The 20,490-nt window shown below is 34.0% G+C and carries 16 protein-coding genes; 4 read left to right on the forward strand and 12 right to left on the reverse strand.

All coding sequences use genetic code 11. The features are described from left to right. Nucleotides 1-57: 57 nt before the first annotated feature. A complete protein-coding gene (locus H611_RS0100735; protein WP_027136547.1) occupies nucleotides 58-555 on the forward strand; it encodes a hypothetical protein in 498 nt (165 codons plus the stop codon). Nucleotides 556-748: 193 nt separating this feature from the next. Here the strand turns inward: H611_RS0100735 and bshA are convergent, their stop codons facing one another. The 7 genes from bshA to H611_RS0100770 form a co-directional block, all read right to left on the reverse strand. Continuing rightward, nucleotides 749-1,885: an N-acetyl-alpha-D-glucosaminyl L-malate synthase BshA gene (gene bshA, locus H611_RS0100740; RefSeq protein WP_027136548.1), complete on the reverse strand. Its 1,137-nt coding sequence runs from the start codon at nucleotides 1,883-1,885 to the stop codon at nucleotides 749-751. Nucleotides 1,886-1,915: 30 nt separating this feature from the next. Beyond that, entirely contained in the window at nucleotides 1,916-4,834 is a 2,919-nt protein-coding gene (locus H611_RS0100745; RefSeq protein WP_027136549.1) for a glycoside hydrolase family 3 N-terminal domain-containing protein, read from the reverse strand. A 287-nt stretch (nucleotides 4,835-5,121) separates the two neighbouring features. Next, nucleotides 5,122-5,607, reverse strand: a complete 486-nt coding sequence (locus H611_RS0100750; RefSeq protein ID WP_027136550.1) for a hypothetical protein — start codon at nucleotides 5,605-5,607, stop codon at nucleotides 5,122-5,124. Between the two features lie 20 nt (nucleotides 5,608-5,627). Beyond that, a complete protein-coding gene (locus H611_RS0100755; RefSeq protein WP_027136551.1) occupies nucleotides 5,628-6,419 on the reverse strand; it encodes a (Fe-S)-binding protein in 792 nt (263 codons plus the stop codon). Between the two features lie 10 nt (nucleotides 6,420-6,429). After that, nucleotides 6,430-7,737: a (Fe-S)-binding protein gene (locus H611_RS0100760; RefSeq protein WP_027136552.1), complete on the reverse strand. Its 1,308-nt coding sequence runs from the start codon at nucleotides 7,735-7,737 to the stop codon at nucleotides 6,430-6,432. A 16-nt stretch (nucleotides 7,738-7,753) separates the two neighbouring features. Further along, the gene (locus tag H611_RS0100765; RefSeq protein WP_027136553.1) at nucleotides 7,754-8,677 is read right to left on the reverse strand and encodes an MlaD family protein; all 924 of its coding nucleotides are present in this window, start codon (nucleotides 8,675-8,677) and stop codon (nucleotides 7,754-7,756) included. 62 nt (nucleotides 8,678-8,739) lie between these two features. Continuing rightward, nucleotides 8,740-9,858: an N-acetylmuramoyl-L-alanine amidase family protein gene (locus H611_RS0100770; RefSeq protein ID WP_027136554.1), complete on the reverse strand. Its 1,119-nt coding sequence runs from the start codon at nucleotides 9,856-9,858 to the stop codon at nucleotides 8,740-8,742. 174 nt (nucleotides 9,859-10,032) lie between these two features. Here H611_RS0100770 and H611_RS0100775 point away from each other — a divergent pair, with 174 nt between their 5' ends. Together H611_RS0100775 and H611_RS0100780 are read left to right on the forward strand one after the other, a co-directional pair. Further along, nucleotides 10,033-12,795 carry a putative LPS assembly protein LptD gene (locus H611_RS0100775; RefSeq protein WP_027136555.1) on the forward strand — a complete coding sequence of 921 codons (2,763 nt, stop codon included), beginning with the start codon at nucleotides 10,033-10,035 and terminating at the stop codon, nucleotides 12,793-12,795. 19 nt (nucleotides 12,796-12,814) lie between these two features. Next, nucleotides 12,815-13,195 carry a RidA family protein gene (locus tag H611_RS0100780; protein WP_027136556.1) on the forward strand — a complete coding sequence of 127 codons (381 nt, stop codon included), beginning with the start codon at nucleotides 12,815-12,817 and terminating at the stop codon, nucleotides 13,193-13,195. A 22-nt stretch (nucleotides 13,196-13,217) separates the two neighbouring features. Here H611_RS0100780 and H611_RS0100785 read toward each other — a convergent pair whose 3' ends face one another. Next, nucleotides 13,218-14,618, reverse strand: coding sequence for a response regulator (locus H611_RS0100785; RefSeq protein WP_084158110.1), 1,401 nt, complete (start codon nucleotides 14,616-14,618; stop codon nucleotides 13,218-13,220). Between the two features lie 142 nt (nucleotides 14,619-14,760). Here H611_RS0100785 and H611_RS0100790 point away from each other — a divergent pair, with 142 nt between their 5' ends. Continuing rightward, nucleotides 14,761-15,801, forward strand: coding sequence for a GMP reductase (locus tag H611_RS0100790; RefSeq protein ID WP_027136558.1), 1,041 nt, complete (start codon nucleotides 14,761-14,763; stop codon nucleotides 15,799-15,801). A gap of 472 nt (nucleotides 15,802-16,273) precedes the next feature. Here the strand turns inward: H611_RS0100790 and H611_RS0100800 are convergent, their stop codons facing one another. The 4 genes from H611_RS0100800 to pfkA all read right to left on the reverse strand — a co-directional run bounded on the left by H611_RS0100800 (nucleotide 16,274) and on the right by pfkA (nucleotide 20,476). Then, a complete protein-coding gene (locus H611_RS0100800; protein WP_027136559.1) occupies nucleotides 16,274-17,500 on the reverse strand; it encodes an ATP-binding cassette domain-containing protein in 1,227 nt (408 codons plus the stop codon). Between the two features lie 24 nt (nucleotides 17,501-17,524). Then, nucleotides 17,525-18,385, reverse strand: a complete 861-nt coding sequence (locus H611_RS0100805) for an N-acetylglucosamine kinase (protein ID WP_027136560.1) — start codon at nucleotides 18,383-18,385, stop codon at nucleotides 17,525-17,527. Between the two features lie 82 nt (nucleotides 18,386-18,467). After that, the gene (gene gap, locus H611_RS0100810; protein ID WP_027136561.1) at nucleotides 18,468-19,469 is read right to left on the reverse strand and encodes a type I glyceraldehyde-3-phosphate dehydrogenase; all 1,002 of its coding nucleotides are present in this window, start codon (nucleotides 19,467-19,469) and stop codon (nucleotides 18,468-18,470) included. Nucleotides 19,470-19,489: 20 nt separating this feature from the next. Beyond that, nucleotides 19,490-20,476: a 6-phosphofructokinase gene (gene pfkA, locus H611_RS0100815; protein WP_027136562.1), complete on the reverse strand. Its 987-nt coding sequence runs from the start codon at nucleotides 20,474-20,476 to the stop codon at nucleotides 19,490-19,492. Nucleotides 20,477-20,490: the final 14 nt, after the last annotated feature.

Raw genomic sequence — 20,490 nt, forward strand, 5'->3', positions numbered from 1 at the left:
GATCTTTTTTTTTAAAAGTATCGTAAATATGAACAAGTACACAAAAACTTACACTTTATGAAAAAACTTTTTTTATTTGCAATTACAGTATTAGGATTTGCTTTAACATCAAATGCTCAAGAAATCTCTAAAAACGCCATTGGTTTAAGATTAGGCGATAGCGATGGATTTGGAGCTGAAATCTCTTACCAACATGCTTTAAGCACAGCTAATCGCTTAGAAGTGGATTTAGGATGGCGAGATGGTAACAACTTTGATGGATTTAAATTAACCGGTTTATACCAATGGGTATTTCCACTAGATGGCAGTTTTAACTGGTATGTTGGTGCTGGTGGTGGATTTGGGTCTTTCAATTATGACAGCTCAACAGATCCTAGTAAAGATTATAGCGATACATTCGTTTTTGCTGCAGGAGACATTGGTATTGAATACAACTTCGATATCCCGCTATTAATATCCTTAGATTTTAGACCAGAACTTGGTTTTGGTAATAGCACTTACAATAACAATGATTTAGATTTCGATATAGCATTAGGTATTCGCTACCAATTCTAATTCGAAATAAATATATTATTAAAAGCACCTCTAAGGTGCTTTTTTTATTTAAAGTAAATCCTAAATCTAGGATGAAGAGATATGAAACCTAAAAAAATAAGAAAGAAAAATGCTAATTGAACATCCAGTCTGGATAGCATTCATTATTTATTTGATTCTGATAATAATTAATTTCAACGAACTACAAGTAAAATTAACTCACCACGCATTTTGCTAATGTATCTTGATAGATGGCTTCATATTGCGGTACTATTTTATGCAAATCGAATTTTAATGATTCTTTACGTGCGTTGTCTTTAAAACTTCTAAGTCGATTATCATCACTCAGAATATGTATAGCATTTTTTGTCATGTCTTCAATATCTCCAACATCACTCAAATATCCTGATACACCTTGTATATTAACCTCAGGTAGACCACCTGTATTACTTGAAATTACAGGAGTTCCCGAGGCCATCGCTTCTAATGCCGCCAATCCAAAGCTTTCAGATTCTGAGGGTAATATAAACAAATCACTATAACTTAAAATTTTATCTATTTCATTACTTTTTCCGAAGAAAATAACTTTATCCATAATCCCGAGCTCCTGACATTGCATTTCAATGTGCTCTCGTTCCGGTCCTTCTCCCACCAACATTAACTTTGCAGGCATTACTTTTTGTATGTTATAAAACACCTTTATTACATCCTGAACCCGCTTTACGGCACGCAGGTTGCTAATGTGCGTTATAATCTTTTCATGATCTTGTGCTAACATACCCCGTCTACAACCTTCAAAACCTTCATGATATTTATCTAAATCGATAAAATTAGGAACCACATGTATATCATTTTCTATATTAAAAAGTCGTAAGGTATCATCTTTTAAACTTTGTGAAACCGCTGTAACCGCATCAGATTTATTGATACTAAAAGTTACCGCAGGCCTGTAAAACGGATGACTACCCACTAACGTAATATCGGTGCCATGTAAAGTGGTAACTATAGGCACATATATATCATTCTCTAACAACATTTTCTTTGCCATATATGCTGCGTAAGCATGTGGAATAGCATAATGCACATGTAAAATTTCAATTTTATGAAGTTTCACCATATCGACTAACTTACTTGATAGAGCTAATTCGTATGGTTGATAATGAAATAGTGGATATTCAGGCACATTCACTTCATGATAATGTACATTATTACTTATTAACTCTAACCGAACTGGTTGATTATAAGTGATAAAATGAATTTCGTGTCCTCGTTTTGAAAGTTCCAAACCTAATTCAGTAGCCACAACCCCACTACCTCCAAATGTTGGGTAGCATACAATTCCTATTTTCATGCGCTTTTTTGTCTTTTCTACAAATTTAAATTAATCGATTATAGCTTCGTAAATAATTTCCTGGATATTGGTTCGAATATTCTCCTTTAACAATAAATTATGATCTGAATTGGGATACGTACGATTCGCCAAAAAAACATACACAATTTCCTCCTCCGGATCTGCCCAGGCATAGGTTCCTGTAAAACCTGAATGCCCAAAACTAGTTAACGACACGCACCCACAGGTAGGGCCATCACCTTCCAGTTGAGGCTTATCAAAACCTACACCGCGTCTATTATCGGCATCACAGTAATAGCAGGTATTAAATTTATCAATGGTTTCTGCTTTTAAGTAACGCTTACCTCCGTAAAAACCCTTCTGTAAATACATTTGCATAATTTTAGCAACATCGTTGGCATTACTAAAAATACCGGCATGACCACCTATACCATTCTGCATAGCAGCCCCCATGTCATGTACATAGCCATGTACTTCTTGAAAACGATAATAGTTATCTATTTCAGTTGGTATGATTTTTTTACTGCTAATTTTATAATACGGATTATACATGGTATAGTTTGCCCCGAGAGACTCGTAAAAATGACTTTGAACCAATTGTTCTAAAGTTCTGTCGTAATACTCTTCTAAAAATTTCTTTAGAATATAATAAGGGAAATCACTGTAACGGTATTTTAGATTTTCCAGTAATTCCGAATCTCTTATAACCTTCTGAATTGTATCTGGATAATCATAGCGCAAATACATATTTTTAGACACTTCAATATTAAATTCATCGGTTTTCACAGACCGATAATAGGCTTCACTAGGTTTTTTTGTAACTGAATCCAACGTGTGATAGTAAAAAGGCTCCCATGGGCGCAATCTAGCGTAATGAGAAAGCATTTCCCGAATGGTAATATTTTCTTTATTAGAACCTTTATATTCCGGTAAAATATCGGCAAGTGTCGTATCCAAACTCATTTCGCCTTTTTCCTCAAGTTCCATAACCAAAGGTAAAGTGGCTAAAATTTTGGTAAGTGAAGCGACATCATAAATATCATCATACTTCACAATTTCTTTACCCTCATAGGTATGCTTTCCAAAGTTTTTATTATAAACAACCTTGCCTTTTCTGGCGATAAGCAATTGAATCCCTGGTGTCATTTCGCGTCTTACGGCACTCAATGCAATAGAATCAATACCTTTTAAAATGTTAGAATCAAGTCCTACATGTTCTGGTAACGCATAACCCAACCTCTTTAATCCATTATTCTCCACTCCTTCACCTACTTTAAAATAGGTGCCAATCGAAACTGGTAGCTCCCCCATCGATGGTATAGCTCCAAAAAGCACCTGTGCCGATTTCTCCTGAGCTATAATGCTATTTTGATAACTAACAACAATACTTTTAATGTTATCTATTGATTTTAATTTAGAAAGCGCATATGGTTTCACAAAAACATCTAACACCACATCATGCGTTTTAGCAATTTCATCAATCCACAATAACTCATCCTCACTAAACTCATAACTTTTCCACGGATTCGCATTAGAACGATGAAAACCAATAATAACAGTATTGTAATCATGTAATTTAGCCTGCAACTCCTCTAGAGTTTCTCCAGTTATCTGATGTACTTTGGTGTATTTCTTTAAAGCAGTAAAAAAGTCTGAACCACTATCGTCACCCAGCGGTACATAAGCAAATGTTCTTTTTTCTAGTTCACGAAATGGAACAAGATCTTCAGTGTTCTTTACCACAGTAATGGCATTTTCTAGCAAGGTTTCATACAACAAATCATCTTCAACCCTATTTAAATCGGAAACCAAATTTTTAATTGAAACAGCCTTGTAGTTGTTTAACCCAACTTTATACTTAGCCATTAATATCTTCTTTACTGAGTGTGCCAAACGTGTCTCCGTAATTTCAGATCGTATATAGGCATCCATAAATTTTGAAATTCCAAATGGAACATCTTCAGACATTAGCATTACATCATTTCCTGCCTTAAAAGCCGCCAAATCGATATCACCAGACTCACTAAAATTAGAAGCTCCTTTCATGGTTAAAGCATCTGTGAAAATTAAGCCTTTAAACCCTAATCTTTCTTGCAAAATATCAGTTACAATAAATTTTGAAAGGGACGAAGGATATCCTTCACGCGACTCTAAACTAGGTACATTGAGATGAGCTACCATAACACTGGATAAGCCTTTATCTATAAGCTTTTTATACGGATATAGTTCTATGCTATCAATGCGTTCTTTGGAGAAATTTACTGTTGGCAATGTTTTATGAGAGTCCTGATCTGTATCACCATGACCTGGAAAATGTTTTGCATTTGCCAAAACACCAGCATTCTGCATCCCTTTCATAAAAGCTAGTGCTTTTTCGGTAACATTCTCTTTATTTTCCCCAAACGAACGATTTCCTATTATAGGATTATCAGGATTGGTATTGATATCAACCACTGGAGCAAAATTAAAATGCACTCCTAAACGCTTACAGTGCTCTCCTATTTGTCTTCCCGTCTGTTCAACCAAATCATTATCTTTAATCGCGCCCAATGTCATATTCCATGGAAAGGCATAAGTAGAATCCAATCGCATGCTCAGTCCCCATTCCGCATCCATACCAATTAACATCGGAACCCGCGACATAGCCTGAAGTTCATTGTTTAATTTTGCTTGACGTACTGGCCCCCCGTTTGAATAGATTATTCCGCCAATATGATGATTTTTTACCAGGTTCTCTATTTTTTTCTTTGAAGCTTCATCCTGATTAGACATGACTTGTACCATATACAACTGACCAATTTTTTCAAGCAAGGTCATATTGTTATATACGCTATCTACCCATTTCTTCTGAGCTTCAGCATCAGGCGCTAATAAAGGATTTACAGAACTTTGTGCTGAAGAAATAATATTTATAAATAGGAAAAATGATAAAGTTAAGATTTGACGCATAAAACGGATTAATTAGGTATTCTTTACATACTAATAACCGTGCCAAATTAACACTTTTAATAGGAAAATAGAAGTATTTTAATATAGAATTACAAAAACAGTTAATCCATTACAAGCTTAATTCCAGCAGACAATATATTTGCCTTTAACCCTCTATTACATGTGTAATTATTACACTTTAAATTCTCACTTTTTATTCATGATTGACCGGTTTAAAACCAATTAGAATCATGATAAGACTTGCGCTTAATCTATCTAAAGCTTAAAAAGCAAGTATGACTAGAATATTATTTAATAAAACGACTATGCCAGCTGTCACTTGCAGGAACTTCCCAGTTTTCCTTAAACTCTGCAATATTAGTCACCAAATTATTAAATACAATCGTGTTTTTAGAAACCGCTTTATCTTTAGCCATTTTTCTGAAATCGGCCAATGTTTTATGGGCTATGTATTCACCTTGTTTATAAGACACATTCATTTTATCCATCAAATCCACCTTATAATCTTGTTCCAATTGCTGAATAAAACGCACTGAAGCATCGATAGAACACCCTGTTGCTTTATTTAAATTTTGATTTAAAGCTATTACAATAAACCGTTTATATTTTATTAAATAGCCTGCTTGCAAATCACTACCATGCGCAGTCCAATTCTCAATAAAAACATTTAATTTCCATTCAATTTCTTCAATTTCTTGCTCTGTAAACGAACGATTGGCTTGATATATCCAAACGCGTGATTCTTCAGGTAATGTATTAAAATCTACTAGCATAATTCTTTTTTACTGCAAATTTACAAATCTTGAGCGTTTGCAATTAACTCAGCTATATCCATAATAGCTACTTCTGATTCTTTTTCTTTTGATTTTACCCCATCGGTAATCATGGTGTTGCAAAACGGACAGCCGGCTGCTACAATTTCAGGTTTTACTTCTAAGGCCTGCTCGGTACGCTCTACATTTACTTCCTTATCCCCTTTTTCGGCTTCTTTAAACATCTGTGCGCCTCCTGCTCCACAACATAATCCATTGCGTTTACAATTTTTCATCTCTACCAATTCTGCCTCTAACTTCTGAATTAAATCACGAGGAGCTTCATACACATCATTAGCACGACCTAAATAACAAGGATCATGAAAGGTAATTCGCTTGCCTTTAAATTTACCTCCTTCAACCGTTAATCTCCCCTCATTTAATAAGGTTTTCAAAAATTGGGTATGATGCATTACTTCATAATTACCTCCTAATGAAGGATATTCATTCTTGATGGTATTAAAACAATGCGGACAAGCCGTTACTATTTTTTTTACTTCGTAAGCATTAAGAATCTCGATATTTGTTACTGCCTGCATTTGAAACAAAAATTCATTTCCCGCCCGTTTAGCCGGATCTCCAGTACAGCTCTCTTCGGTCCCCAGAACAGCAAATTCAACACCTGCTTTATTTAAAAGCTTTACAAATGCTTTAGTAATTTTTTTTGCCCTGTCATCAAAACTCCCAGCGCAACCAACCCAAAACAAAACTTCAGGTTGCTTTCCTTGCTCCATAAATTCTGCCATTGTTGGCACCTTAAGTAATTCACTCATGATTAAGAGTTTATTCGTTTTTCCAATTTAATCGATCCATTTGGTTGTAAGGCCATGGCGCACCATTGTTTTCAATATTTGTCATCATATTATTTAACTCCATAGGCGCTGCCGATTGCTCCATTACCAAATAACGACGCATTTCTAATATTATCGATAAAGGATCTATACTTACCGGACATGCTTCAGTACAAGCATTACAGGTTGTACAAGCCCAAATTTCTTCATTTGTTATATAATGGCCTAATAATTGTTTGCCATCATCTTTAAACTCTCCACTATTGGCATCTATATTTTTTCCAACTTCTTCCAGACGATCTCTGGTATCCATCATAATTTTGCGCGGCGATAATTTTTTACCGGTTTGATTTGCCGGACATTCACTCGTACAACGTCCACACTCTGTACATGTGTAAGCATTCAATAATTGAATTCTGTTTAAATCGGTAACATCACTCGCTCCGAATTTTGCAGGTATTTCTTCATCCGAATCCTCAGCAGGTTCAGCAAATGGATCAACGTTTGGATCCATCATCATTTTTACTTCTTTAGTAACGGCTTCCAAATTATTCAATTCACCCTTTGGTCTTAACTTGCCAAAATAAGTATTTGGAAACGCTAATAATATATGTAAATGCTTAGAAAAGTATAAATAATTTAAAAATACTAGGATTCCAGCGATATGCAACCACCAGGCCGTGCGCTCTATAATATGAAGTGTGTTTTCTGAAAGTTCGCTAAACCATGGCGCTATATACTGGCTTACAACATTTCCAGAATTCATAGCTTGAAAATGTACATCAGTCGCATTCATAATTAAGAATAGTGTCATTAACACCATCTCGAAATACAGTATGAAATTTGCATCATTCTTTGGCCAACTCGTCATCTCAGTTTTCCAAAAGCGTTGTAATTTTATAATATTTCTACGAATCCAGAATATTACCACCGAAACAAAAACCAAAAGGGCTAGTATTTCAAATGTTCCTATTAATATATTATAAACAGAACCTATTGGCGAAAAAATACGGTGGGTCCCAAATATACCATCGATAATAATCTCTAATACTTCTATATTTATTACAATAAAACCAACATATACTATAAAGTGTAAAATACCAGCTACAGGCCGCCTTACCATTTTACTCTGCCCAAAAGCAATCAAGGCCATATTTTTAAAACGTTCAGATTTGTTATCTGACACATCTATTTTATGTCCAAGTTTAATATTACGAATAAGCTTTTTTACATTTCGAGTAAAATATCCAATTCCTAAAACAAGTAAAACTAGAAAAAGTATGTTTGGTAAATATTGCATGCGTAACAATTATAGGTTATTCCTGTTGATATGGGATTTCCTTTTTGGATAAAATTCTAAAATAGCGCTTTGGATGTAATTTTATATCTCTAAGCAGTTCTTCCATCTCTTTGGTAGCACCTTCAAGGTTATTATATAAAGCCTCATCTTTTAACAGCTTTCCTACTGAACCTTTTCCTGCTTCTAAATTGGCTAACACGTTATTCAAACGGGTTAAAGTTATATTCAGCGACTCAACCGTGCTCCCCATATCTGCTTCCTTTAAATCGGCAAGCATTATAGACAAATCTTCGCTAGAAGTTTCAAAATTATCTAGTGTAGAGGCAATAGTCTTCTTATTATCTATTAAATATCCATTTAAATAATCAGAAGTTTTCTCAAATGCTTTTAAAGTTTCATTTAATTGTGCAACAGTGCGTCTTAAACCACTTTCAGACTGATCGTTAACAACCTTATTTAAACTCACTATTAAGGAGTCTGCCGATTTCAAAGTAGATTCCAAATCCATACTCAATCCAGAAAAGTTTTTCGACAAACTACTTACTAAACCCACTTGTACTTCCGATTCTAACATATCACCTGGTTTAGCAGGCTCTCCTTCATTACTTATTAAAATAGCCAATCCATTACCCCCCATCAATCCGGTTTCATACATACGTACTTTTGATTGATTAGAAAATTTCAAATCTTTACTGACGGAAAAAGACACTAGTGTTTTTCCTGTCTCGAAATCGTATGATATATCCTGAACCTTACCAATTGTATTACCTTTAATAGTAACTACCGAAGATTTAGTTAAGGCATTATAATCGAACTTTGTGTAATAAACTGCGTTCGCTTCAAATAAATTTTGACCTTTTAAATAATTAAACCCAAAAACAAACAGGGCAATCCCTGCTAATACTAATGTACCCGTTTTTACTTCTCTAGATATTTTCAAATGCAAAAAATTTTATGAGACAAATTTAAGATAAATTTAAGACAAACCTTAAAAGATCTCGCCTAATTGTTAGTTGATTTTAAAGCCTCGTTTAAGCTTATTTTTTTACCATCTTTAAACGCGACTACAAAACAAGATTTATAACCTTTATTTTGAGCTTCAAGCTGTAATTTATTTGTTTCATTATAGTCTGAAGTGCTACCATAAAAATATTTATAAAGATTCGCTTCTTTAACTCTTGAGACATCTTCGAGTCCTTTAAAATTATAAGCCTTTGTTTCAATAGCCTTAGAACTTGCAGCAATCTGCACCTTATATATAACGGTATCTGAAAAATTAACGTCCGATTCCATTTTATCTTCTGCGGCAGCTATCGCATCTTCCCCACTATAATAACCAATATTGCCATCGATCGTGTGCTTATATTCTAAAATAGCATCTGCTACGGCCGTAGCAACCTCTCGTTGTCCTATTTTTGAATTTAAATAGCGTCCTTCTTCTTTATAAGTTAAAAAACCAGTTTCCACCAAAACACTTGGCATTACGGTTTGATGTAGAACTACAAACCCAGCTTGCTTCACACCACGATTTTTGCGTTTTAATTTCGCTGTAAACTTATCTTGAATCAAACTAGCCAATTGAATGCTTTGATCTAAATATTCTTCCTGACTTAACAAAATACTCATTACAGATTCTGGGGAATTTGGGTCGAAACCACCGTAATTCTCCTCATAATCATCTTCTAAAAAAATAACAGAATTCTCGCGTTTTGCCACTTCAAAATTGGTTTGATTTCGGTGAGTTCCTAAAACAAAAGTCTCAGTTCCATGAGCTTGCGAACCATGAGCATTACAATGCACCGATACAAATAAATCGGCATCGGCTTTATTGGCTATGCTTCCACGCTCCTTCAAACTAATAAAAACATCTGTTTTACGTGTATAAACGACTTTTATATTAGGGTTCTTTTCAATAATACTACCTACTTCAAGTATAATTTTCAAGGCAATATCCTTCTCCTTATAACCATTTCCCATATTACCAGGGTCGTCACCTCCATGGCCTGCATCCAACACAACAACAAATTTCTTAGGTGGATTAGAGGCAAAACCCTTTGTAAATAAGGAAAACGTTAATAATGTTATAAAAGATACGAAAAGTAATTTGCTGTTCGTTTTCATGGGACTAATTATATTGTTAAGCTTACAACTCCATTATTTAATTAGATTTTAAACAGTTACGTTTTTTAATGCATTTCGAACTTTCTTAAATCAAGAAATTTCAAAATCGAGGAACTGTTTAAAATTTAAATTTTAATTGAATTATCAATCATTCACAGAAAAATATATGTAATTTTGACTTTTCAAAAACCGAGCCATACTTTTACAAAAATACATTTAAAAGCGTTGCATACAAACAACTTTAAAATACTTTTTGCATTAAGTTTCACAGTGTTTATTAACATGTTGAGCTTTGCCCAAGATATTCCATCCAAAGGTCGAACCATAAAGAGAAGCGAGAAAGACAGCTTGGTCATATCTGCAGACAGTCTTATTAACCCACAACTGTCAGAAAAAAGTCAAGATACTACTTTGGTAGATTCGGTAAAACCTAAAAAAGAACTTTTAGAACATACGGTTACTTATCATGCCAACGATTACACCACCTTTAATCAAAAAGAACACAAGTTATATCTCTATAACGAGGCTAAAATAGACTATGGCGATATGAATATTAAAGCGGGTAGTATCATAATCGATTATACAAAAAATACCGTTTACGCAAAAGGTATTATGGATACTACAGATGTGTATACCCAAAAACCCGTTTTTACACAAGGTTCTAATGTAGTAGAACCTGATTCTATTGTTTTTAACACTAAAACAAAAAAAGCACTTATTTATAATAGTAAATCAGCACAGGGCGAAGGAACCGTGGTCGCTAATGTTACTAAAAAAGAAAACGACTCGGTTTACTTTATTAAAAATGCCAAATATACAACCTCTGAAAATTTAGAAGATCCAGAGTATTATATAAGACTTCGTAAAGCAAAAGTTGTTCCCGGAAAAAAGATAGTTACAGGTTTAGCTAACATATATATTTACGATGTACCTACTCCGTTGGGGCTTCCCTTTGGATTCTTTCCTCAATCGGAAAAACAAACTTCAGGAATTATTATTCCAACATTTGGTGAACAAAACAATAGAGGTTACTTTTTACAAAATGGTGGTTATTACTTTGCTATTAGCGACTATGTTGATTTAGCAGCCTTAGGTGATTATTATACGAATGGAAGTTATGGTATGCGATTGGAAAGTAGTTATGCGAAACGTTACAAATTTAGAGGAAATTTAGCTGTAAGGTTTGAAAGTTTAATTAACAGTGAACGTGGCTTTCCGGATTATAGCAAAAGTACCATATACAATCTTAGATGGTCGCATAGTCAAGATTCTAAAGCAAGTCCCAATTCACGATTTTCGGCTTCTGTAAACCTTGGTAGTAGTAAATACTATCGTAATACTTTAAACCAAAACAATTCAGGTTCGTTCTTGAACAATACGTTGTCGTCTTCGGTATCTTACTCTAAAACTTTTCCCGGAGAACCACAGGTAAATATGAGTTTAACGGCAACGCATTCTCAAAATACAAACACCGAAGTTATTAATATGACCCTGCCAACATTTCAAGGTAGTATTGGAAGAATGTACCCGTTTGCCTCAAAATCGGGATCGAAAAAAGGTATCATTCAAAATGTAAATTTACAATATAATATCCGTGGTGAGAATCGAATAACAACTACAGATTCTTTATTTTTTAAGAAAGAAATGTTCGACGATGCCAAGGCTGGTTTTCAACACTCCATTCCTTTAAGCACTAACTTTAAAGTTTTTAAACATTTCAGTTTAAGTGCTAGTACTAACTATAACGAAGTTTGGACCTTTAAAACCATCAGCAAATCTTTCGATCCTATAGAACGTGAAACGATTATTGAAGATGTTGAAGGTTTCGACTTATTCAGAACTTACAATTTCAGTACCAGTTTAGGAACTACTGTTTACGGTATGTTCAATTTCGAAAAGGAAGGAACAAATCGAAAAATAAAAGCCATCCGACATGTTATGCGTCCGTCTGTGAGTTATAACGTAAATCCAGGATTTGATAAGTATTATGACACCTATGAAGTTATTAGCGCGGATGGATTAACCACTTCTGAAGTAGAATATAGCAGATTTGAACAAGGATTATTTGGTACACCAAATAAAAATTTCTCTAGTTCTATGGGCTTATCACTTTCAAATAATTTTGAAGCCAAAGTACGGGATAAAGACAGTACAGCCACAGAACCAAAAAAAGTGATTCTACTTAATAATTTAAACTTTTCTACTGCCTATAATTTTGCTGGCGATTCATTACAATGGAATCCTGTAAGAGTCAGTGGTGGTACACAGTTTTTTAACAACAAAATGAGCGTTAATTTTGGAGCTACATTAGACCCTTATGCTTTAGATAATAATAACAATAGGATTGACGAATTTAACATCAATAACGGCGGAAGTTTATTTAGACTTACTAGTGCAAACTTAACTACAAGTTGGTCTATTTCAAGTAAAGACTCAAAATCTGATAAACGTAAAGAGCGTGCTATTGAAGAAAATGTTAGAAACGGGGGTCGTGATGACGATTTATTTGGTATTTCTCAAGATTTCGCCAGTGAACAATTTAACAACCAAGATAACGATGAAGATGATGATGAAAACAACGCTAAAAACTCGCTTTATAATTATAAGATACCTTGGAGTTTAAGAGTAGCTTATGCAGTAAACTATTCAAACTCCAGACGAGAAAATCAAATATCCTCACATTCGCTTATGTTTTCTGGAGATATTAAATTATCAGATCGTTGGTCTGTGGGTGCTTCATCAGGTTACGATTTAAAAAATCTTGGCTTCACCTATACCCAATTACGCTTTGAGCGTGATTTATTAAGTTGGAGAATGAATTTTAGCTGGGTACCTTTTAGCGAACGTAGCTCCTGGAATTTCTTTATAGGTATTAAATCTAGCATGCTTAAGGATCTTAAATACGAAAAACGTCGACAACCAGATATTCAACTTTAAAAACTGACATTTTACTTAAATGAAAACAATAATTAACACCTCAAAAGCCCCTGCTCCTATAGGGCCTTATAGCCAGGCTATATTATACGGAAACACCCTTTATACCTCTGGTCAAATAGCCATTAATCCAGAAACTGGTGACTTAGTTTTAGAAGATATTCAATCTGAAACCACACAGGTAATGAAAAACATTAGTGCCGTATTAGAAGCTGCAGGCATGAATTTTAGCAACGTCATTAAATCTTCTATTTTTATTAGTAACATGGATGATTTTGGATTAATAAATGAGATTTATGGCAGTTATTTTGATGATGCTACGGCTCCAGCACGTGAAACCGTTCAAGTTGCCAGATTACCTAAAAATGTAAATGTAGAAATTAGTGTAATCGCAATGAAATAATATATCTTACCAGCCTATTTTCCTAGGCTGGTTGATCTTTTTCACTGTACTTCAACAAAATTGATTTTAGTTTTGCTACATCAATTGGTTTTGATAAAAACCCTACCATTCCCGCTGTTTTAGCCTTTTCTATATCGTCCTCAAAGGCACTTGCAGAAATCCCTATTATAGGTGTTTTATTTACTTTGAATTTATTCGTGTTTCTAATAGCCTTAGTAGATTCATAACCATCCATATCAGGCATAAAAATATCCATAAAGACCATATCAAAATCAAGCACTTCATACAAATCAAGAGCTTCAACGCCATTCTTAACAAATGTGCAATCCGCACCTTGTTGCTCTAACAGAAATTTAATGGATTTCTGGTTCATTCTATTATCTTCAGCAACCAAAACATTAAAATTACTAACCAACGTAGGATTAAAGGCTTCTTTATCTGATTTTATGTTAAGCGTTTTTTTAAGCTGTAAACTGAAATAAACGGTTGAACCTTGTTCTTTTCTGGTTTCAACGTTTAATTCTCCTCCCATTAACTCTACTAATTGTTTGGCTATATTTAAACCCATTCGCTTTACCTGCGAACTTGTTACTTTCTGTTTTTCTAACTTATCATTCGATGGAGTATTTATAATGGGATGTAATTCCTCCTGTGGAATCCCCATGCCTGTATCCTTTATATAAAAGCTAACTATCTGATCGTTTTCTATTGATACGGTTTGGTCTACAATAACCGTTACCTGACCCGAATCTGTAAATTTTATGGCATTACTTATTAAATTAACCAATACTTGCTGAATTCTAAAGGCATCCGCAATTAATAAATGTTTACTTTCTGTTCCTGTTAAAAATTCAACTTTAAAATGAAGGTCCTTCTCCCAGGCCTGATATTCGAACATTTTAAACAAATGTATCAGATTCGCTTTTAAATCAACCGCTTTTAAATTTAAACTAATTTCTCCTTCATCTACTTCAGCATTATTACTTATCATTTCTACTAACTGCATCATATTTTTAGACGAATACGCCGCAATTTCAACCTGAGCTTTCTGGTCTGCATCTAAATTAGTTTCCTTCAGCATATTGAGCATACCCATCACAGTACTTAAAGGCGTTCTTATTTCATAACTTAAATTGTTTAGATATAAGTTATTCAAATCTACTTCTTTAGCTGTAGCATCTTGTTCACCCTGAAGCTTAGTTACCTTATCCTTCATTTTAGAAATTAACATGTCGTATTTCAACTGCTTTTTATAAAAATATTGCAATACAACTATTTGAATTGAGATAATCACAAAAAGGGTTATTAAAAGGACTTTAGTGGGTAAATTATGCTCAACAGTCAGGTATCCAATAGACAGGACTACAGTGATTAATCCTGTAATTATAAAGAATAATACTTTTCTAAAATTGTTATTTTTCATTTATATAAAGCTCAACTAATGTTGAATATTTGTCGTAATAATATTTAAAGATATAAATTATAAACGGAATTTATTCCCCTTAAAGTTTTAACTTTTTCATTTAAAAAACCTTAAATTTAGAGTTCATCAATTGAATTGAACTATGCGAATTGAATATGATATTAAATTAGGCTTTAAAGATGTTATGATACGCCCAAAGCGATCTACATTAAAGAGCCGATCGGAAGTTTCCTTAGAACGAAGTTTTAAATTTTTACACAGTCCACATGTGTATACCGGAGTCCCAATTATTGCTGCTAATATGGATACGGTTGGCACCTTTGAAATGGCTAGAGCTTTATCAGAGCAAGGCTTATTTACAGCTATACATAAACACTATTCCTTAAACGACTGGAGTGTATTCTCATCCACGTTACCCGATAACGCTAAAGACCTCATAGCTGTTAGTACTGGAATCAGTAAGGACGATTCAAAAAAATTAGCCTCAATTATTGAAAATAATAGTTACTTAAAATATATCTGTATCGACGTAGCTAATGGTTATTCTGAACATTTTGCTCATTTTGTTCGTGATACTCGTTCGAAATATCCAGATTGTGTTATTATTGCGGGTAATGTTGTTACCGGAGAAATGGTTGAAGAATTATTATTATCAGGTGCTGATGTGGTAAAAGTTGGCATTGGTCCCGGATCTGTATGTACCACAAGAGTAAAAACAGGTGTTGGATACCCTCAGCTTTCAGCTATAATTGAGTGTGCCGATGCTGCACATGGTATAGGTGGACAAATTATAAGCGATGGGGGCTGCGCAACACCTGGTGATGTCGCTAAAGCCTTTGGAGGTGGTGCGGATTTTGTTATGCTTGGAGGTATGCTTGCCGGACACACTGAAAGTGGTGGTGAAATTATTGAAAAACAAGGAAAACCCTATCGGAAATTTTACGGAATGAGTTCCTCAACAGCTATGAATAAACATGTTGGTGGTGTTGCAGAATACAGAGCTAGTGAAGGCAAAACGGTGGAAATACCTTTTAAAGGTGAGGTTAAAAACACCCTCCAAGAAATCTTAGGAGGCTTAAGAAGTACTTGTACATATGTTGGGGCACAACGTCTAAAAGATCTAACCAAATGCACCACTTTTATTAGAGTAAACGAACAAGAAAACAGAGTATACACTGAATAATAATTACAGCTGCCCATTTTAAATGTAATAAATTTTAACATTTAAAGGTGTTGATACTTACTAATTAAAGTGATGTGTGTTAAGCAGACGTCGAAGAATTCACAGCTATTCTAAATGTAAATATTTTAGGTAGTTTGAATCGCTCGATAATAACGTCGAGTAACCTTTAAATTATCAATATTTCACTTAAAAATATGACTCATGTTTAAATCGTTAATAATTCAAATAACTGAAAATTAAGCCTTTTGCATTCTTTTATACTTTTTTATTTACATGCCTGAACAGAACTTTTTTCCTGGCTTTGGACGGGTAAATTTCAGAGCAACAAATAACGAAATACCTCAAAACCAACATATCATTGTGGTGTGAGGTTGTAATTATAATAATGTCCCTCCTCTAAAACGGGGTATTTACAGTGCTAGCAAAAACAAAATAACGATTCCCGTTGGTATTAGACCCTTATAAATATAATTTATTCCACCACCTGACCTATTGAGCCAGTTTCATTTGGGGTTAATTTATAAATATAATCAGGTTCCAATCCTTGTTCTTTTCTGTGAGAAACATATAATATAGCAGTTTCTGTTTCTAAAGCTATTTTATTTACCAATTCTGTAAATATTTTAACATCGAAATCATCCAAACCATTGGTAGGTTCATCTAAAATTAATAACGGTGGATGTTTCACCATGGCGCGGGCAATTAAAACTAATACCTGATGCCCTCGAGATAAGGTTAAGAAACATTGCTTTCTTATATCAAACATTCCTAAAACCCGTAACCATTGATGCGCAATTTTAATTTGCTGATTGGTTGGCGTTTTATATAATCCAATGGTATCAAAAAAACCCGAAACGATCATATTTCCAATAGAATCTCGACGGTTAAAACCTCGCAACATATCTGAAGAAAAATAACCGATTTTCTTTTTAATTTCCCAAACCGATTCGCCACTACCTTTTTGCCTGCCAAATAAGATTATATCCTGCCCATATGCTTTTGGATTATCTCCGAAAATCATACTCAACATCGTACTCTTTCCTGAACCGTTAGGTCCTATAAGTTGCCAAAATTCCCCAGTCTTAATTTCCCAGTTAATGCCATTTATAATAGGGCGCTCATGATAAGCTACTGAAACATTTTTAAAGTTTACCACAGGATTATAGCGCTCTTTTTTGAACTGATAATCTTGTGGTAAAGCGTTAATAAAATTAGTATTTGAAGAGGCTACAGTATTAAAACTTGAATCAAACAATACTAGAGTATTGTCTTCCTTTATTTGATAAACCTTATTTACAATAGGCAATATTTCCTGTTTTCTATTGGTAATTTGAATCACAGGAATACATGCAGCTAAATCTGAAATCTGATTTATAATATCTTTTTGAGCGGCTACATCCAAATTTCCAAATACATTATCAACAATAATATATTCCGGATTCTGAGCAATAAGATACTTAAGTAATGCCTTTTTTCTCTCACCTGATGAAGCATGCTCTAAAGTGTTCTTGGTATCGGTAAATACTTCGTAATGTCCATGAATACGTTCTTCTGAAATAAATTTGTTTAATGTTATTTCTGAAAAAAGTACACCATTCAATTCTGAAAAATCATAAATAAAATCGCCTGTTTGAATACAATCAATAAGATGTTCTTTATTATTCTTATTGTTTATATAAACTGCTATATGATGATTCAAAAGCTACTTTTATTAAACTGAATATTATAATTTACTGGTATGAAAAGCTACCAAACCTTCTATAGGACGACGCTCGAAGTTACCAGCAACAAAGCCCATTTCTTGAGCAACTTCTTTAATTTGGTCTTGCGCAAAATACGCTATGGATCCTGCAAAATGTACAGGTACGGTTTTTAGCTCTTCTTTGTATTGCATTATCATCGTTTTTGTAAATAAACGAATACCATCTTTAATCAGATTAATAATGTATTCTGAATCCTTATTTAAAAACATAAATTCAGCAAAATGAGCTAAGTAAGCATTTGGATTTGGCTTCTTGTAAATATTGTATTTAATATAATCGGTATCCATATTATACTTACTTTCAAAAGCAATTTTAATATTTTCTGGCATACGATTAAAGTAGTAATCTCTAATTAACTGACGTCCATAATAATTACCTGAGGCATCATCCATAATGATATATCCCAAAGAGTTTACACGTTGATGCAACTCTTTACCATCATAGTAACTACAATTTGATCCTGTACCTAAAATACAAACAACTGCAGCTTCACTTTCGTTATTGATAGTCGCAAAAACAGCAGCCATAGTGTCCTCTTGCACATGAACTTCGGCATTTTTAAAGACATCTTCTAACGCCGATTTTAAAATATTTCTAGTTTTCTCTGTGCCACATCCAGCTCCATAAAAAAATACGTGTGTTACTACCTTTTTGTTAGCTTTTAGATCTTCATCTCCTTTTATTATTTTCTTGATCTTACTCTCAGAAATAATATTTGGATTTAAACCTTTCGTACGTATTTTTTCAAGTAATTTATTACCATTTGAATCTACCGCTATCCAATCTGATTTGGTAGAACCACTATCAACTATTAAAATCATATGTTAAAAATAAAAACTCCACAGTTAGTAACCATGTACAATAAACCTGTGGAGTTGTTAATAATCTTATATTCTACTTAAATTATATTTTACTAATGTGCTGAGCAAGGTCAACTAATTTAGTTGAATAACCAAACTCATTGTCGTACCAAGACACTAATTTAAGGAAATTGTCGTTTAAAGCAATACTTGCCTCAGCATCAAAAATACTTGTCATAGATTCTGATACGAAATCTTGAGAAACAACCGCTTCATCCGTATATCCTAAAATACCTTTTAATTCGTTTTCAGAAGCATTTTTTAATGCAGCTTTTACATCATCCCAGGATGCTGCTTTTTCAGTTCTTACTGTTAAATCTACAACAGATACATCTGGAGTTGGAACTCTAAATGCCATTCCTGTTAATTTACCATTTAATTCTGGAATCACTTTACCTACTGCTTTTGCTGCTCCTGTAGATGAAGGAATAATGTTTGCAATGGCACTACGACCACCTCTCCAGTCTTTCTTAGAAGGACCATCAACTGTTAATTGAGTTGCTGTTGTAGCGTGAACCGTAGTCATTAAACCTTCAACAATACCAAAGTTATCGTTAATTACTTTAGCTAAAGGTGCTAAACAGTTAGTAGTACAAGAAGCGTTAGATACAATCGTATCAGCTGCAGTAATTTTATCGTGGTTTACACCCATTACGAACATTGGTGCATCCGCAGATGGTGCAGAAATTGCCACTTTCTTAGCTCCAGCTGTAATGTGCTTTTGAGCACCTTCTAAAGTTGTAAAAATACCTGTACAGTCTAAAACCACCTCAGCTCCTACAGCATCCCATTTTAAATCTTCAGGGTTACGTTCTGCAGTAATTCTAATTTCGTTTCCATTTACAACTAAATTTCCATTTTGAACATCTACAGTACCGTTAAAACGTCCATGAACAGAATCATATTTTAATAAATATGCTAAGTGCTCTACATCTAATAAGTCATTAATACCTACTATTTCAACATCTGGTCTTCCTGCTGCTACTCTGAAAGCAATTCTACCTATTCTACCAAATCCGTTAATTCCTAATTTTAATTTTGACATATTCTTGTTTATAATAAATGTTAAGTGCTCATAATATCTGAGACACGCAATAATTCTAAGTTTATTTTTGTTTTTCCTTTAATAGCTTTTTCTAATGGTGTTAATTCCATTTTGCTATTTATAAGACCTACCATATAATTGGTTTCACCCTCTAAAAGCGATTCTACCGCTTTCACTCCCATTCTACTCGCTAACACGCGATCGAAACAAGAGGGTGCTCCACCACGTTGCATATGCCCTAAAACAGACACACGAACATCGTAGCCTTCCATATTCTCATCGATAAAATCTTTAAGTTCGAAAATATTCTTTCCAATTTTATCACCTTCAGCGACAATTACAATACTTGAACTTTTTCCAGATTTTCTACTTCGATTAAGTGAGTCGACTAATCGATCTAATCCTAAATCTTCTTCAGGTATAAGAATTTCTTCAGCTCCACCAGCAATCCCCGTATTTAACGCTATATGCCCTACATCACGTCCCATTACTTCAATGAAGAATAATCGATTGTGAGAACTTGCGGTATCTCGAATTTTATCAATGGCATCAACGACAGTATTTAGAGCAGTATCGAAACCTAATGTATGTGTTGTTCCAACAATATCATTATCGATAGTACCAGGAATTCCCATTACAGGGAATTCAAACTCTTGATTAAAAATCATAGCCCCTGTAAATGAACCATCACCACCAATAACGACTAAACCATCAATATTGGCTTTTATTAAATTATCGTAAGCTTGCTGTCTACCTTCTTTAGTCCTAAATTTTTGGGAACGTGCAGATTTTAAAAATGTTCCTCCTTTATTAATTATACCCTTTACACTTCGGGCATTCAGTATCTCGAAATCGCCTTCAATTAAACCTTCATAACCTTGATACACCCCATAACATTCAACATTATGATATGCACAGGTTCTAACCACGGCTCTAATTGCTGCATTCATCCCTGGAGCATCTCCACCTGATGTTAGAACAGCGATTTTCTCTATTTTTTTTGGCATATATTTTATCTTTA

The organism is Gaetbulibacter saemankumensis DSM 17032 (assembly GCF_000425645.1).
Lineage (GTDB): Bacteria > Bacteroidota > Bacteroidia > Flavobacteriales > Flavobacteriaceae > Gaetbulibacter > Gaetbulibacter saemankumensis.